The organism is Serratia sp. BNK-33-b (genome assembly GCF_048684565.1).
Taxonomy (GTDB): domain Bacteria; phylum Pseudomonadota; class Gammaproteobacteria; order Enterobacterales; family Enterobacteriaceae; genus Serratia; species Serratia marcescens.
In genome coordinates this window covers 1,849,295-1,863,583 of the sequence record NZ_JBLQTZ010000001.1, presented here as the reverse complement: position 1 = coordinate 1,863,583, position 14,289 = coordinate 1,849,295, and the positions used below count along the sequence as shown (strand labels likewise).

15 protein-coding genes are annotated in these 14,289 nt (G+C 55.5%); 6 read left to right on the top strand and 9 right to left on the bottom strand.

Translation table 11 applies throughout. The annotated features are described in order from the left end of the window. Window positions 1–243 precede the first annotated feature (243 nt). The 7 genes from tcyN to ACMGGK_RS08860 form a co-directional block, all read right to left on the bottom strand. The gene (tcyN, locus tag ACMGGK_RS08890; RefSeq protein WP_049299137.1) at window positions 244–996 is read right to left on the bottom strand and encodes an L-cystine ABC transporter ATP-binding protein TcyN; all 753 of its coding nucleotides are present in this window, start codon (window positions 994–996) and stop codon (window positions 244–246) included. Window positions 997–999: 3 nt separating this feature from the next. Next, the gene (gene tcyL / locus ACMGGK_RS08885) at window positions 1,000–1,662 is read right to left on the bottom strand and encodes a cystine ABC transporter permease (protein ID WP_016927326.1); all 663 of its coding nucleotides are present in this window, start codon (window positions 1,660–1,662) and stop codon (window positions 1,000–1,002) included. After that, on the bottom strand, window positions 1,662–2,462 hold the full coding sequence (tcyJ, locus tag ACMGGK_RS08880) for a cystine ABC transporter substrate-binding protein (RefSeq protein WP_016927325.1): 801 nt from the start codon (window positions 2,460–2,462) through the stop codon (window positions 1,662–1,664). Before tcyJ ends, tcyL begins: the two co-directional genes overlap by 1 nt. 115 nt (window positions 2,463–2,577) lie before the next feature. Continuing rightward, on the bottom strand, window positions 2,578–3,570 hold the full coding sequence (locus ACMGGK_RS08875) for a D-cysteine desulfhydrase (RefSeq protein WP_420276838.1): 993 nt from the start codon (window positions 3,568–3,570) through the stop codon (window positions 2,578–2,580). Between the two features lie 125 nt (window positions 3,571–3,695). Beyond that, complete coding sequence (gene fliZ, locus ACMGGK_RS08870; RefSeq protein WP_004934751.1) at window positions 3,696–4,205, bottom strand: flagella biosynthesis regulatory protein FliZ; 510 nt, start codon at window positions 4,203–4,205, stop codon at window positions 3,696–3,698. Between the two features lie 54 nt (window positions 4,206–4,259). After that, window positions 4,260–4,982 carry an RNA polymerase sigma factor FliA gene (locus ACMGGK_RS08865; protein WP_016927322.1) on the bottom strand — a complete coding sequence of 241 codons (723 nt, stop codon included), beginning with the start codon at window positions 4,980–4,982 and terminating at the stop codon, window positions 4,260–4,262. Window positions 4,983–5,164: 182 nt separating this feature from the next. After that, on the bottom strand, window positions 5,165–6,247 hold the full coding sequence (locus ACMGGK_RS08860) for a flagellin FliC (RefSeq protein WP_021504080.1): 1,083 nt from the start codon (window positions 6,245–6,247) through the stop codon (window positions 5,165–5,167). Window positions 6,248–6,528: 281 nt separating this feature from the next. Here ACMGGK_RS08860 and fliD point away from each other — a divergent pair, with 281 nt between their 5' ends. The 5 genes from fliD (at window position 6,529) to ACMGGK_RS08835 (ending at window position 11,894) form a co-directional block, all read left to right on the top strand. Continuing rightward, window positions 6,529–7,929 (top strand): flagellar filament capping protein FliD, encoded by a 1,401-nt coding sequence (gene fliD / locus ACMGGK_RS08855; RefSeq protein WP_015378237.1) that lies wholly within the window; start codon window positions 6,529–6,531, stop codon window positions 7,927–7,929. Between the two features lie 26 nt (window positions 7,930–7,955). Next, complete coding sequence (gene fliS, locus ACMGGK_RS08850; RefSeq protein WP_004934758.1) at window positions 7,956–8,366, top strand: flagellar export chaperone FliS; 411 nt, start codon at window positions 7,956–7,958, stop codon at window positions 8,364–8,366. After that, window positions 8,366–8,734 carry a flagella biosynthesis regulatory protein FliT gene (gene fliT / locus ACMGGK_RS08845; RefSeq protein WP_016927319.1) on the top strand — a complete coding sequence of 123 codons (369 nt, stop codon included), beginning with the start codon at window positions 8,366–8,368 and terminating at the stop codon, window positions 8,732–8,734. Before fliS ends, fliT begins: the two co-directional genes overlap by 1 nt. Window positions 8,735–9,042: 308 nt before the next feature. After that, window positions 9,043–9,891 carry a helix-turn-helix transcriptional regulator gene (locus ACMGGK_RS08840; RefSeq protein ID WP_028128106.1) on the top strand — a complete coding sequence of 283 codons (849 nt, stop codon included), beginning with the start codon at window positions 9,043–9,045 and terminating at the stop codon, window positions 9,889–9,891. A 707-nt stretch (window positions 9,892–10,598) separates the two neighbouring features. Then, window positions 10,599–11,894, top strand: a complete 1,296-nt coding sequence (locus tag ACMGGK_RS08835; RefSeq protein ID WP_049299135.1) for a hypothetical protein — start codon at window positions 10,599–10,601, stop codon at window positions 11,892–11,894. A gap of 43 nt (window positions 11,895–11,937) precedes the next feature. Here ACMGGK_RS08835 and ACMGGK_RS08830 read toward each other — a convergent pair whose 3' ends face one another. Continuing rightward, entirely contained in the window at window positions 11,938–12,855 is a 918-nt protein-coding gene (locus tag ACMGGK_RS08830) for a LysR family transcriptional regulator (protein ID WP_164052459.1), read from the bottom strand. A gap of 128 nt (window positions 12,856–12,983) precedes the next feature. Here ACMGGK_RS08830 and ACMGGK_RS08825 point away from each other — a divergent pair, with 128 nt between their 5' ends. After that, window positions 12,984–13,583 (top strand): FMN-dependent NADH-azoreductase, encoded by a 600-nt coding sequence (locus ACMGGK_RS08825; protein WP_048794698.1) that lies wholly within the window; start codon window positions 12,984–12,986, stop codon window positions 13,581–13,583. Between the two features lie 244 nt (window positions 13,584–13,827). Here the strand turns inward: ACMGGK_RS08825 and fliE are convergent, their stop codons facing one another. Then, window positions 13,828–14,142 carry a flagellar hook-basal body complex protein FliE gene (fliE, locus tag ACMGGK_RS08820; protein WP_004934773.1) on the bottom strand — a complete coding sequence of 105 codons (315 nt, stop codon included), beginning with the start codon at window positions 14,140–14,142 and terminating at the stop codon, window positions 13,828–13,830. Window positions 14,143–14,289: the final 147 nt, after the last annotated feature.

The window sequence follows — 14,289 nt, the reverse complement described above, 5'->3', positions numbered from 1 at the left end:
TCCGCAGGCCGATCGGCCGTTAGCGCCTTATTATCCTTACAGGGTGGGGCGTCGCTCATGGACGATAACAACATAGACGGATTACTCTGCTTGAAAGCCGCGTCAGAGCGCTACGAGACGCATTGACTTTCGGGTTCGGTAATATCCGGGATACGGCAGCCGCAGCGGATTTCTCGCCGCCGCCGCGCGCAATGAATTGTTGAAAGCGCAGTGAATGCGGTCGGGGGAAACGCCCCCGACGCCTTATTGATTCCGGAACTTATCGAGGAATTGCTGGGTACGCTGATGCTGCGGATTGGCGAACAGCGCTTTGGCCGGGCCCTGTTCGACGATGCGGCCGTGATCCATAAAGATAACCCGATCGGCCACGTCGCGAGCGAAGCTCATCTCATGGGTGACGATCACCATGGTGCGTTTCTCTTCCGCCAGTGAACGCATGGTATTGAGCACTTCCCCCACCAGCTCGGGATCGAGCGCCGACGTCGGCTCATCGAACAAAATCACCTCCGGCTGCATCGCCAGCGCGCGCGCGATCGCCACCCGCTGCTGCTGCCCGCCGGACAGCCGACGCGGATAAGCCGCCTCTTTGCCGCTCAGCCCCACCTTGGCCAGCAACGCACGAGCGCGCTGTTCGGCGCTGGCTTTCGCCTCGCCTTTAACGATAACCGGCCCTTCGATGATGTTTTCCAGCACCGAACGGTGCGGAAACAGGTTGAAGTTCTGGAACACGAAACCGACCTGCTGGCGCAGCGCGCGCACCTGACTTTTCTGTTTGCTCAGCGGCTTGCTGCCGTCGATCAGGATATCGCCAACGCGAATGGTGCCGGAATCCGGCTCCTCCAGCAGGTTGATGCAGCGCAACAAGGTGGTTTTCCCGGAACCGCTCGGGCCGATGATCGCCACCACTTCACCGGCGTCCACCGCCAGATCGATCCCATGCAGCACCGTCTGACCTTTGAACTGCTTGGTCAATTGCTTAACTTCAATGGCACTCATGCGTTACTCCTGATCCTGGCGATTAACGTGGGCTTCCAGACGGTTTTGCAGTGCGGAAAGCAGGGTCGCCATCACCCAGTAAATCAGCGATGCCGCCAGGTACATGGTGAACACTTCCAGCGTGCGCGAGGTGATGAGCTGCGCCTGGCGGAACAGTTCCGGCACCTGAATGGTGGCGGCCAGCGAGGTGTCCTTCACCAGGCCGATAAAACTGTTGCCCAGCGGCGGCAAGGCGGTGCGCGCCGCCTGCGGCAGGATCACCCGGCGCAGGGTTTGCCAACGGGTCATGCCGATGCTGGCGGCGGCTTCCCACTGCCCTTTGTCGATCGACGAAATCGCCGCGCGCAGCGTTTCTGAGGTGTAGGCGGCGGTATTGAGCGACAGGCCAATCAGCGCCGCCGGGAAGGGATCGAATTCAACGCCGAACTGCGGCAGACCGTAGTAGATCATAAACAGCTGGGCGATCAACGGCGTGCCGCGGAACAGCGACACGTAAATGCGCGACAGCCACGACAGCGGCCACAGCGGCGAAAGGCGCATCAGCGCCAACAGAAAACCGAGCAACAAGCCTAGCGCCATACCGCCCAGGCTAAGCTGCAGCGTCAGTATGGCGCCCTTCAATAAAAATGGCGCTGAATCCAGCGCCAGTTGAATACTTTCGTGCATTATTTAGTTACGTCCGCGCCAAACCATTTTTCGGAGATCTTCGCCAGCGTGCCGTCTTTTTGCATCTCGGCGATCGCCTGGTCAATCGCGGCCAGCAGTTCTGGGTTATTTTTGCGCAGCGCCACACCGGACTCCTGGCGGGAGAATGCCGGGCCGGCCACCGCCAGCGTATCGCCGGTTTTCTTCACCAGATCCAACGCCGCCAGGCGATCCACCAGGATGGCATTGATGCGGCCGACGCGCAGATCCTGATACTTTGTCGGGTCGTCGTCGTAGGTACGCACGTCCACGCCCTGCACATTCTCGCGCAGCCATTGCTCATAGTTGGTGCCCAGGCCAACGCCGACCTTTTTGCCCTTCAGGTCTTCCGGCTTGGTAATGGTGCCTTCGTTGCCTTTTTTCACCAGCGCCTGAATACCGGAAACGGTGTAAGGGGTGGAGAAGTCATATTTCTTCTTGCGCTCATCGGAGAGCGTCACCTGATTGATGACCACGTCGATGCGCTTCGAATCCAGCGAAGCCAGCATACCGTCCCACTTGGTCGGGTTCAGCTTGGCTTTCACGCCCAGATGTTCCGCCAGCGCGTTGGCGAAATCCACTTCGAAACCGGTCAATTTACCGTCTTCCCCCTGGAAACTGAACGGCGGATAGGTGCCTTCCAGCCCGACGATCAGCGTGCCGCGCTGCTTCACCTGCTGCAGCAGATTGTCGGCGGCGTAGGTTTGAGTCGTCAAACCGGCGGCCAACGCAACGCCCACCACGCCCAACAACCATTGGCGACGAACTTTTGCAAACATCATAAACACCCCTGTATGTTGTTTATCTTTTTTGATATCAGCACTTTAACAGTGCAACCGCCCGCATAAAGGAATATAACCTTATAAATATAGTTCAAAATGGAATAACAAGCGGTATTTACACCTGCGGATGGTAGGCGAACAGCGCCGGCGCACCGCCGGTGTGAACGAACAGGATGGGCCCTTCGTCGCGGAAACGCCGCCGGGCAATGCCGTCGATCAAACCGGCCATCGCTTTGCCGGTGTATACCGGATCCAGCAACACGCCCTCCTGCTGCGCCAGCAGCTGCACCGCCGCCATGCCCTCTTCGTTCGGCATGCCGTACTGCGGCGCGAAATAATCGTCCCACAGCGCGATCGGCGCCAGTTCGTCGATATTCAGCGAACAGGCCAGGGCTTTCTGGATCTGCTCCACCTTCGGCAGTTGATCGATCACGGTGCGCGAGACCGTCACGCCAATCAGCTCGGTTTCCGGCAGCAGCTGTTGCAGCCCCACCGCCAGCCCAGCGTGAGTGCCGGCGCTGCCGGACGCCACCACCACCGAACTGAACGCCACGTTGCTGCGCCGGCTCTGTTCGGCGATTTCCAATGCGCACTGCACGTATCCCAGCGCGCCCAGGGCATTGGAGCCGCCCACCGGCACCACGTAAGGCCGGAAGCCCTGCGCCTCGAGGCGCGTCGCCAGTTCCGCCAGTTGCTGCTGCGGATCGTGCAGCGCTTCGCACATCACCACCTCGGCGTTGAACAGGCCGAGCAACAGGCGGTTGCCGTTGGTCAGGTAGTTTTCCGCACGGGTATCGATGGGGTTTTCCAGCAGCGCGACGCAGTGCAGGCCCAGTTTCGCCGCCACCGCCGCCGTCTGGCGCACGTGGTTGGATTGAATGGCGCCGGCGGTGACCAGCGTATCGGCGCCTTGTCGCAGCGCATCGGCGGCCAAAAACTCAAGCTTTCTCAGCTTGTTGCCGCCCATCGCCATAGGCGTGACATCGTCACGTTTAAGGTAAATTTCACGGCCGAGGTAATCGGAGAGACGGGACAGTTTTTCCAGCGGTGTGGCGACGCCAACCAGATCCAGACGCGGAAATTGCGCCAGTTGTTGTTGCAGGTTCACTACTTCCCCCCAGGGAATCGAATATCAACATCTGATAACCGATAGATTTAGCAGATGTGAACTGAATAATCATCCTTTATCACGGGGGGATACGGCAGACCCCGGCCCAGCGGCCGGGGAAAATCTCAGTAGCTGCGCTGCCAGGCGAGATACTGATCGTACTTGCGCAGCGCAATGCGGTAGTTGTTGTGCGCCGCGGTAGGCAGATCGTCGATGATGCGCTGATGACTGGCGCTGTTGGCGAATTTGTCCGCCGGGTAATTCCGCGCCACCAGCATTTCATCCAGCCGGCGCAACCGCACCACGTACTCGCGAATGGTGCTGTGGCTCATCTCGGTCTGTTCGAACAGATACTGCTTGAACGCCATAATGTCGAAATAACTCGGGTGGCTGTTGCAGGAAATCTCACTGCAAAAGCGGCACAGCGCGGTCAGTTCGTGCTGCACGTTTTGCCAGACCGCATCGTCGATCGGCTGATCCATGCGCGCGATGGCTTCTTTATTGATTATCTTGCCGCGAAACACCAGCGCCATGCGGTCCAACAGTTTGCCGCACTGGGAGCAATGGGTCTGGCTGTGCTTGTAATCTTTCAGGTAACGGCTAAGCGGCCGTTTCTTCAACAGTATTCCTGGCATAAGGGGCAGTCCGATTGTCGCATAAGTCATCGAGTTGGGGGCGGCGCTCCGCCGTCAGGTATCGTTCGCCAGCCGCGCACGCAGCCGTTTGATCGCCTGACTGTGCAGTTGGCTGACGCGGGATTCCCCGACGTCCAGCACGGCGCCGATCTCTTTGAGATTCAACTCTTCCTGGTAATACAGCGTCAGCACCATTTTTTCGCGCTCCGGCAACGCCTCGATGGCGTCGATCACCCGCTGGCGCAGGCTGCCTTCCAACAGGTGATGCAGCGGGTTGGCCTCCTCATGCCCTTCCAGCATCGGTTCCGCGCTCTCGCCATGCTCCTCGCGCCATTCGTCGTAGGAGAAAAGCTGGCTGTTATTGGTGTCCAACAGAATTTGACGGTACTCATCCAGCGAGATGTTCAGCGTCTGCGCCACTTCCGTTTCGCTCGCCGGGCGGCCGTAACGCTGTTCCAGTTGCCGCATCACCTGCGCGACCTCGCGCGCGTGGCGCCGCACGCTGCGCGGCACCCAGTCGCGGCTGCGCAACTCGTCGAGCATCGCGCCGCGAATGCGCTGCACCGCATAGGTGGTAAAGGCGGTTCCCTGTAGGGCGTCATAACGCTCAACGGCGTTTAATAGCCCGATTCCCCCGGCCTGCAGCAGGTCGTCAAGCTCCACGCTGGCGGGCAGCCTGACCTGCAGGCGCAACGCCTCGTGGCGCACTAACGGCACGTAGCGCAACCAGAGAGAATTTTTGTCCATCACGCCTTCGGCGGTATACAGATCGCTCACTATGTCTTAAACCTGCGGATAAGAGAGTCAGCGCTATTATGCGTAGGGGGCGAAATGCCAATCGGCAGAACAGTCGCACAAAACGGGCTTTATTTGCGCCATGTAATAACCGCGCGGTGCGCGAGCATAAAAAAACCCCGCCGAAGCGGGGTTTCTTTGCGACAGTTAATCGGGAGAGACGATTAACGCAGCAGGGACAGAACGTTCTGAGTAGACTGGTTAGCCTGTGCCAGAACAGAGGTGCCAGCCTGTTGCAGGATGTTGGCACGGCTCATGTTGGACACTTCGGTCGCGTAGTCAGCATCCTGGATACGGGACTGAGAAGCGGACAGGTTGTTCACGGTGCTGTTCAGGTTGTTGATAACAGAATCGAAACGGTTCTGTACCGCACCCAGGGAAGAACGCAGGCCGTCAACCTGAGACAGCGCTTTGTCCAGGGTAGCCAGCGGATCAGGAATGTCCACTGCAGTGGTGCTTGCAGCAAATTTCACGGTATCAGCTGCACCGCCAGTACCTGCAGTGAAGGTTGGAGTCGCTGAAACGTAAGATTTTTTACCGTCGGTGGCAGTGGTTTCGACCATGTAGATGGTTTTGCCATCTTTATCAGAACCTGATACCAGCTTCTCATTCGCCTTCAGACCAGATGCGTCAACTTTAGCATCGCCAACGGTACCTGCGTTGTCATACTTGATAGTTGCGCCATCAGCGATCTGAGAACCAACTTTGTTGCCTTTGGTCGTCACATTAAAGGTATCCAGACCCAGCTCTTTAGCGTCGATCTTTTTCAGATCGATATCGATGGTTTCACCGTCGTTAGCGCCAACCTGGATGGTCAGTTTCTGATCGCTGCTCAGCACTTTCACGCCGTTGAAGTCAGTCTGCTCGGAGATACGGTTGATTTCAGACAGACGCTGAGTGATTTCGTCCTGGATGGATTTCAGGTCGCTGGTGGAGTTGGAACCGTTCTGCGCCTGTACGGTCAGACGACGGATGTTCTGCAGGTTGTCGTTAACTTCGTTCAGTGCGCCTTCAGTGGTCTGCGCCAGAGAGATACCGTCGTTGGCGTTGCGGGAAGCCTGAGTCAGGCCTTTGATGTTAGCGGTGAAACGGTTGGAGATCGCCTGACCCGCAGCATCGTCTTTCGCGCTGTTGATACGCAGACCGGAAGACAGACGCTCAATCGCAGTGCCCAGAGAAGACTGAGATTTGTTCAGGTTGTTCTGCGCCATCAGAGACAGGCTGTTAGTGTTGATTACTTGTGCCATTGTTTGCTTTCCTTACGAGTCAGTTGCGTTCTTCGCAACACGGTTAAAAGGTTCGGGCTTGTTTGCCCACGGCGTCAACCACCGTCCCCTCAGGTATCGGCCCTCCCCTAACAACCTTTAGCAATTTTTTAAAATTTTTTGCGCCCGCTGCAATGGCGGAAATAACGCGGTTTTTCCCTCCTCTATTGCGCCATCGTTTTTTTGTTTTTTTCGGTAAACTTTTTCACCACTGGGCCGATAACGCGTAAAGCGAATAAAGTCATCATCAAGGAGAATTACTCATGGCAACGATCAGTTCATTAGGTCTCGGCTCAGGGCTCGACCTCAATGGCTTGCTGGATAAGCTGACCAAAGCGGAACAACAGCGTCTGACCCCTTACACCACCAAGCAATCCAGCTACAACGCCCAGCTGACCGGTTACGGCACGTTGAAAGGCGCACTGGAAAAATTCGACAATCTCAGCAAAGAGATGGCGAAAGAAGATTTCTTCAAGGCCACCACCGCCACCGAACACGACGCCTTCAAGATCACCACCAACGCCAAGGCGGTGCCGGGCAACTACGTGGTGGAAGTGAACAAACTGGCGCAGGCGCAAACGCTGACCACGCAGGCGAAAGTCAGCGATCAAGGCGCTAAATTAGGCGCTGAAGGCGTCACCGACCGCTCCCTGACCATCACCGCCGGCAACCCGCCGAAAGAAACCAAAATCCCGCTCAGCGACGATCAAACCTCGCTGGTTGAGCTGCGTGACGCCATCAACGGCGCCAAAGCCGGCGTCACCGCCAGCATCATGCGCGTTGGCGACAACGACTATCAGTTGGCGGTCAGCTCTTCCACCACCGGCGAAAACAACAAGATTTCTCTGCAGGTCGATAACGACGACCAACTGGGCGATATCCTGAACTACAACGCCACCCGCGGCACCGGCACCGCCATGAAGCAGACGGTCGCGCCGCAGGATGCGGAGCTGACGGTGAACGGCACCGCTATCAAGCGCAGCACCAACTCGATCAGCGATGCCCTGCAGGGCGTCACCATCGATCTGAAAACCAAAACCAAAACCGATGAACCGCAACACCTGGTGATCAGCACCAACACCGCCGGCACCACCGACAAGATCAAAGAGTGGGTCGACAGCTATAACTCCCTGCTGGACACCTTCAACGCATTGTCCAAGTTCACCCCGGTGAAAACCGGCGAAGCGCCAAACCCAACCAACGGCCCGCTGCTGGGCGACAACACCCTGCGCGGCATTCAGTCGTCGATCAAAAGCGCGCTGAGCGCAGCCCAGGACAACCCGGAGTTGAAAGGCCTGGGCAACCTCGGCATTTCCACCAACACCAAAACCGGCAAGTTGGAAATCGACAGCGCCAAGCTGAAGAAAGCGATGGATGAGAAGCCGGATCAAGTCAGCAACTTCTTCGTCGGTAACGGCAAAGACACCGGCATGGCCACCGAGATCCACAACGAGATCCAGAGCTACATCAAATCCGGCGGCATCATCGAAAACTCGACCAAAAGCATCAACACCAACCTCGATCGCCTGAACAGCCAGATCACGACGGTCACCGCCAGCATTCAGAACACTATCGATCGTTATAAACAACAGTTCGTTCAGCTGGATACCATGATGTCGAAAATGAACGGCACCAGTAACTATTTGGCTCAACAGTTCAAGTAACCCTTTAACAAGGTAAAGAAAACAGCATGTATAACCGTAGCGGCACTCAGGCCTATGCACAGGTCAGTCTGGAAAGCGGCGCCATGAGCGCCAGCCCGCACCAGTTAATCGTGATGTTGTTCGACGGGGCGCTCAGCGCCCTGCTTCGCGCACGCATCCTGATGAACCAGGGCGATATCGCCGGCAAAGGCATGGCGCTGTCCAAAGCCATCAATATCATCGACAACGGCCTGAAAAGCGGCCTCGACCCTCAACAGGGCGGCGAGATCGCCGAAAATCTGGCGGCATTGTACGACTACATGAAGCGTCGGCTGATGCAGGCCAATCTGCACAACGACGAAGCGGCGATCGCCGAAGTGGTTAAACTGCTGGAAAACATCGCCGACGCCTGGCGCCAGATCGGCCCTAACTACCAACCTTCGCAGGACGCCGTGTAATGGAACGTCAACAGCAGCTGTTAGCCGCTTATCAACAAATTTACAGCCTGAGCAGCCAGATGATCGCGCTGGCGCAAACCGGGCGCTGGGAGGAGCTCGTCGAGCTCGAATTCGCTTACGTGACGGCGGTGGAAAAAACCGCCGCCTTTACCGGGCAAGCCGGCCCGTCCATGGCGCTGCAGGAGATGTTGCGCAATAAGCTGCAACAGATCCTCGACAACGAAACCGAACTCAAACGTCTGTTACAGCAGCGTATGGATGAGCTGAAAATGTTGATCGAACAGTCCACGCGCCAGAACGTGGTCAACAATGCCTACGGCCAGTTTCATGATCGTGCGCTGTTGCTGGGGGAACCACAGGTCCGATAAGATCGACAATACTGACGAAAATGGATTAAATAGCACTATGCGCTATTACTCTCGGGTTACGTTAGGATATTAATCTATGGCATTTGAATTATTCAGCTTATGGGTAATTGGTAAAATGCGCGCTTCGAGCCTGGCTCTCACTTTAATGGATAAACATCATCCCGACACGGACGTTTTCTGTTCAGCAGGAAATTGATTTTTGATAGATAAAACTCGCCGCTGTGTTTCACGGCCCATGGAAAAATGTTGCTCCAGCGCGGATCAAAGCGTAAAGATATTCCCAGATAATGGCTGCGAAATGAATATCGATGGAACGTACAATTAATCTCTGTCCTGGAATTGGCGCCTCAGCGCACATCATTCAGTATACTGAATTATTATTCCCTTCAGTCTATTTTGAGCAACCACATCTGTATCTGATACAACAAGGCCATAAGCGCGTACGCTGGCAACAACACGAAGTGGTCGCTCATCCCGGCGAGCTGTTGATTATCGACGGCGGGCAAACGGTGGACATTATTAACGGCCCGTCCGAAGACGGCGTATTCAGTTGCCAGCTGCTAACCTGCGATCCCCTGTTGCTCACCGTCCAACCTCCGGCCGAGGAAACGCCGGCGCCGATGCCGTTCGATGCCGTCCTGGCGCTGCGCAACCTGCCCTGCGCCCTAAAGCACAGTTTTGAAACCACCGGCCTGGCGCTGACGCTGCGGCAACGCTTTCCCACCATCATCGTGCGGCACAAAATGCTGGAAATTCTGTTGTGGCTGGCCCAATTCGGCATTCGCTTTATTCACAACGAAGCCAAGGATCTGACGCAGCGCGTGCGCCGCTGCCTGGCGACCGATCCGCACAGCATTTGGACGGCGGCCAAAGTCGCGGAGAGCCTGTCGATGAGTGAAGTGATGTTGCGCCGCAAACTGTCGATGGAAAACACCGCGTTGCGCAACCTGATGATTGACGTGCGCATGAGCAGCGCGCTGGCCCTGCTGCAGTCGACCGACTGGCCGATCTCCGCCATCGCGCAACATGTGGGTTATGAAAGCGCCTCGCGTTTCGCCGAACGTTTTCGCAAACGCTTCGGTTTCGCCCCTACCGCCATTCGCGGTCATCAGAGAATAATGGAACCTGCCTTTGAACAGCATTACGGTTCCGGCTAATCAATGGCGGCAAACACTGCAATTTAGCCCGGATAAACGATGGCATCGCAATGATGTGGGCGTGCCGAGCAACCTATCTTGACGTATCCGCCAGCGACCGCTGGCACCTTTTCCTGGTTGTTCTCTTCCTGCCGCTGGCTATTTATCCCGCACAACCCACTGCTCGGTTCTCCACCAAAGCATTAAGTATTTTCCTATTTTGACCGACGCCTAAAATTTGCTTGCTATACTGCTTTTCTATCTGACTGTCTAAAGCGAGAACGTAAAAATGCGGCAAAGAAACAACGTTAAAGCCAAGCTTAAGCAAGCTGGTGAAAAGCTGGTGCTTGCCAGCTGTCTCTTGTTGCTGCTTTATTACGCATTGCAATGGTCGTTGCTCCTCGGTGATTTTTAATTAATTTTATTTATTTATTTTATTGCTGAATTAATTGCACCGGTGGCCTGTTTCCTGCTGCCACGGCAAATTCCGAGGGCCAATCGTCACTATCCCAAACGCAAAACCCGCGCGACTTAATTAGCTCGTTAATTATAAGAATGGCATATACTTGCAGTCTAATTCTATAACCCCATGAATATACTACCCTTGCAGCTAGACCATCCCACCTTCTTATTGTATGATAGCGCGCGGAAATGCGCTGGTTTTTTATAACTACTTTAATCTGAAGCCAGACGATGCCATATAGGATAAGTAACTTAGGGAATATAATGTGAATATATTAAGTTTTGTTTGGCTAGCTCTCGCTTTCGCCACTTTTTTCCTACACCACAGAACCATTTTCGCCCTGTTGATTCTCGCATCCATCTTTCAATCAAGCGCTATTATTAACACAGGGAGTAATAGCCTACCTATATTTTACTTTATCGAGCTGGTTTTAATAACCCGGTTTTTTTTCACTTCAAAAAACAGCACATCCGTCTGGAACTTAAAACACCGGGTATTTCTGCAATCGCTGGTAATAATTGTTCTTTTTTGGTTCTTCACCTATGCGTTAACCCACCTATTTGAAGGGGTAAGAGTTTATTCACCGGCTTATAGCTTTGAAAATAATTACGCCAAAAAAGGTATCTCGCTTGTGTGGGGCAATAACAACATCAAGCAACTGATTCTAATCACGCTGAACCTGATAACGCTGTATGTCATTTACGTCAAGCGGCGTGAAATCACGCCTGAATATGCACTGAAAACCATCATTTTCACGACGCTGGTTTTCTCCGCTTACTGTCTGATTTGGCTCCTTGCCAGGCCGCTGGCGAATGCGATTCAGATTTTGATGTATAACAGCATGCATAACGCCAATGCCATTTTTGAATCCAGACTGAGCGGTACCTTCGGTGAACCGTCATTCGCCGGTATCTTTATTGGCGCAACCATCGTGCCTCTTTTGGTTGCCAAGGGGTTGCGACTGAAGCTAGTGGCCCTATTGATGGTGCTGCTCTTGGTTAAAAACGGCTCTACATCGGGCTATTTCACCCTGCTTACGTCGCTGTGCGGCACATTCATTTTCAGTACGCGTTTTAGCCTGATACAGAAAGCTCTATTTTCTCTGGCTTTGGTCATCGTATCAAAGCTCACATTTATCTTTTTCCTGGAGAAAATAACCGATTACGCGGATAAAAAAGCGCAAACGATCTCTCACCTCGTGCGCTCCGCCTCCAACTACAATGCCCTTGAAATTATGTATAATACCTTTGGCTTGGGCGTCGGTATCGGTAGCGCAAGAATATCTTCTCTGCCTCTGTCCCTACTTGCTAACTTCGGAATATTGGGGACGATACTGTTAGTCGGTTTTATCGTATCCAAGCTTATTCGTTCGCAATATAACGTCGCCGGCAACGAAGCCCATTCCATGCTTAAATTTATGCTTTTCTCCGCATTTTTGGGCTCCTGCGCCGCCAACCCCGATTACTCTTACGGGTTCATTTGGGTTCTTATTTTCAGTTGCCTGTTGACAGGGAAAACACAGCCGTCACTGCCACGATCAACGCAACAGCGCGCGCTCTGACATCGGCAAGCGTCCCTTGGACCGCTTGCCACCACATACACGCTCAGGCCGACGCGAACCGCGTCAGCCTGCCAGGCAGCTCCGCCACCAGTTTGTCTACCGCCAGCCGCACCTTGAGCGGCTGGTAAGGCATATAGGGCCACACGACGTTCACCGGGAAACTGAGGCTGGACCCACCGCGCATGATCTCCACCAACGTCCCCGCCATCAAGCGCTCGCGCACCAGCCACTCTGGCAGCCAGGCAATACCGGCGCCGGCGGACACCGCATCGACAATCCCCTGCATGTCATCCATCATCATCTTGGCCGGTGGCCTGAACGGCTGCAGCTCGCCGTTTTCGCCGCGAAGCTGCCAGGGCAGCACGGCGCCGGCGTGCAGATACCCCACCGCCTGATGTCGGCTTAACGTCTCTACCGTTCTCGGCTCGCCGCAGCGCTGCAGATAATCGGGCGAGGCGCACAGCAGCATGCCGTGTTCGCCCAAGCGCCGGGCAACCAGGCTGCCGCTGTCCGCCAGCTCGCCAATGCGAACCGCCAGATCGAACCCCTCGTCGATCAGATCGATCCTGCGGTCGCTGAATGAAATTTCCAGCGTCAGCAAGGGATGTTCATTCGCCAGCGCCGTCAACACGGGCGCAATGCACAAATGGCCGAACAGCACCGGCACCGAGACTCTGAGCCGGCCGCTGACCTGCATCTTGCCGCTGTCGAGCTGGTTTTCCGCCGCCTGAACGTTTGCCAACGCCTGCCGGCAGTGCTCATAGTACAGCGCCCCTTCATCCGTCAGGCTCAGGCTGCGCGTGGTGCGCATAAACAACATCACGCCAAGCCGAGCCTCGAGACGCGATACGATTTTGCTGACCGCAGAGCGCGTCAGATGCAGTTTCTCTGCGGCGGCGGCGAAACTGCCGCCTTCCGCCACGGCGACAAACGCCGGCAGTGCGCTGAGATCGCTTTTCATCTTAATGCTTCCAAATTGGAATCAATTTAGTGAAAACCTATCACCACTGGTGAACATCAAGCAATGATAACCTGCAGTCATTCCGAATCCCCGGTGAAAACCACAGATGACCGTCAGAGGACAACAGCATGAAAAAAATACTGGTACTCAAATCCAGCATTATGGGAAATGACTCGCAGACCAATAACCTGATTGACCGCTATCTGGCGGCGCGTAAGGCGAAAGGACACGAAGATCGGATCGTCGAACACGATCTGACGGCGTTGGATCTGCCGGTATTGGACGGCGAGCTGTTCGGTGCGCTGCGCGGCGCGGAAAACATCAGCCCACGCGCCAAAGCGGCGGTGGCGCTCTCCGACCGGCTGATTGCCGAACTGAAAGAGAGCGATCTGCTGCTGCTCGGCGCGCCAATGTACAACCTCAACGTCCCGACCCAGCTGAAAAACTGGTTCGATCTGGTGGCCCGCGCCCGGATGACCTTCAACTATACCGCCACCTACCCGGTGGGGCTGGTGGAAGGCGTCAATGCGCTGGTATTCAGTTCACGCGGCGGCATGCACGCCGGGCATCCGACCGATGCCGTAACGCCCTACCTGCGTTCGGTGCTGGGGTTGATGGGGATCGGCGACGTGCAATTTATCTATGCCGAAGGGCTGGATATGAGACCGCACGGCCTCGCGCAGGGGCTGGCGAATGCCCACCAGCGGATCGCAGAATTGGCGGGCTGAAGCAAACGCACGGCAGCATTGATTTGTTATAACATAACAAATATGATAATCGCGTTGACGCCCCCTCGAGCGGCTGTCGACGCTCCTACATGACATAAATGTTTTATCGCACCTTCAACCAGCTATTTCGATAGCTGGTTTTTTTTCCTCGGCTGGCGCTGCGGCTTCAGCATTGTCGGACTGGCCGTCACTCTAAGGTAACAGCGCCGAGCCAAATTTCACTGAAAAATAGTCGGCACGTTCATCACACCGGCATATTCATAATATCCTGGTAGGCCGCCACCAGCTTGTTGCGCACCTGCACGCCCAGCTGCAAAGACACCGACGATTTCTGCAGATCGACCATCACATCGTTCAGGCTGATGCCTGGCGCGCCCAGCTCGAAATCCTGCGCCTGCTTGCGCGCCGTTTGCTGGGTCTCGCTGATCTTGCCGAGCGCCGCAGTCAGTTCGCTGGCGAAGCTGACGCCCTGCGGCGCCGCATTCTGCCCCATCTTGCCGGCCTGAACCGCCATGGTCTGCATCTGCTGCAGCACCCCTTCAATGCCCTGAATCGCCATCTGGTCCTCAATCATCTCGTCTCGCCGGGTGACGTTTTCACCCTGCACTTCTCCAATGATGCACACCCTAGCACAGCGTTTTCGGACCTAAAGCGGTTAATTAACTGCAAAAAACCCGGCTTATCGGGCAATCGGAATTGTCTGATA

What these genes read in the sequence shown, in the direction of transcription:
- tcyN (WP_049299137.1), bottom strand. Translation starts at nt 996, where the DNA reads ATGAGTGCCATTGAAGTTAAGCAATTGACCAAGCAGTTCAAAGGTCAG.
- tcyL (WP_016927326.1), bottom strand. Translation starts at nt 1,662, where the DNA reads ATGCACGAAAGTATTCAACTGGCGCTGGATTCAGCGCCATTTTTATTG.
- tcyJ (WP_016927325.1), bottom strand. Translation starts at nt 2,462, where the DNA reads ATGATGTTTGCAAAAGTTCGTCGCCAATGGTTGTTGGGCGTGGTGGGC.
- fliZ (WP_004934751.1), bottom strand. Translation starts at nt 4,205, where the DNA reads ATGCCAGGAATACTGTTGAAGAAACGGCCGCTTAGCCGTTACCTGAAA.
- ACMGGK_RS08860 (WP_021504080.1), bottom strand. Translation starts at nt 6,247, where the DNA reads ATGGCACAAGTAATCAACACTAACAGCCTGTCTCTGATGGCGCAGAAC.
- fliD (WP_015378237.1), top strand. Translation starts at nt 6,529, where the DNA reads ATGGCAACGATCAGTTCATTAGGTCTCGGCTCAGGGCTCGACCTCAAT.
- fliS (WP_004934758.1), top strand. Translation starts at nt 7,956, where the DNA reads ATGTATAACCGTAGCGGCACTCAGGCCTATGCACAGGTCAGTCTGGAA.
- fliT (WP_016927319.1), top strand. Translation starts at nt 8,366, where the DNA reads ATGGAACGTCAACAGCAGCTGTTAGCCGCTTATCAACAAATTTACAGC.
- ACMGGK_RS08840 (WP_028128106.1), top strand. Translation starts at nt 9,043, where the DNA reads ATGGAACGTACAATTAATCTCTGTCCTGGAATTGGCGCCTCAGCGCAC.
- ACMGGK_RS08830 (WP_164052459.1), bottom strand. Translation starts at nt 12,855, where the DNA reads ATGAAAAGCGATCTCAGCGCACTGCCGGCGTTTGTCGCCGTGGCGGAA.
- ACMGGK_RS08825 (WP_048794698.1), top strand. Translation starts at nt 12,984, where the DNA reads ATGAAAAAAATACTGGTACTCAAATCCAGCATTATGGGAAATGACTCG.
- fliE (WP_004934773.1), bottom strand. Translation starts at nt 14,142, where the DNA reads ATGGCGATTCAGGGCATTGAAGGGGTGCTGCAGCAGATGCAGACCATG.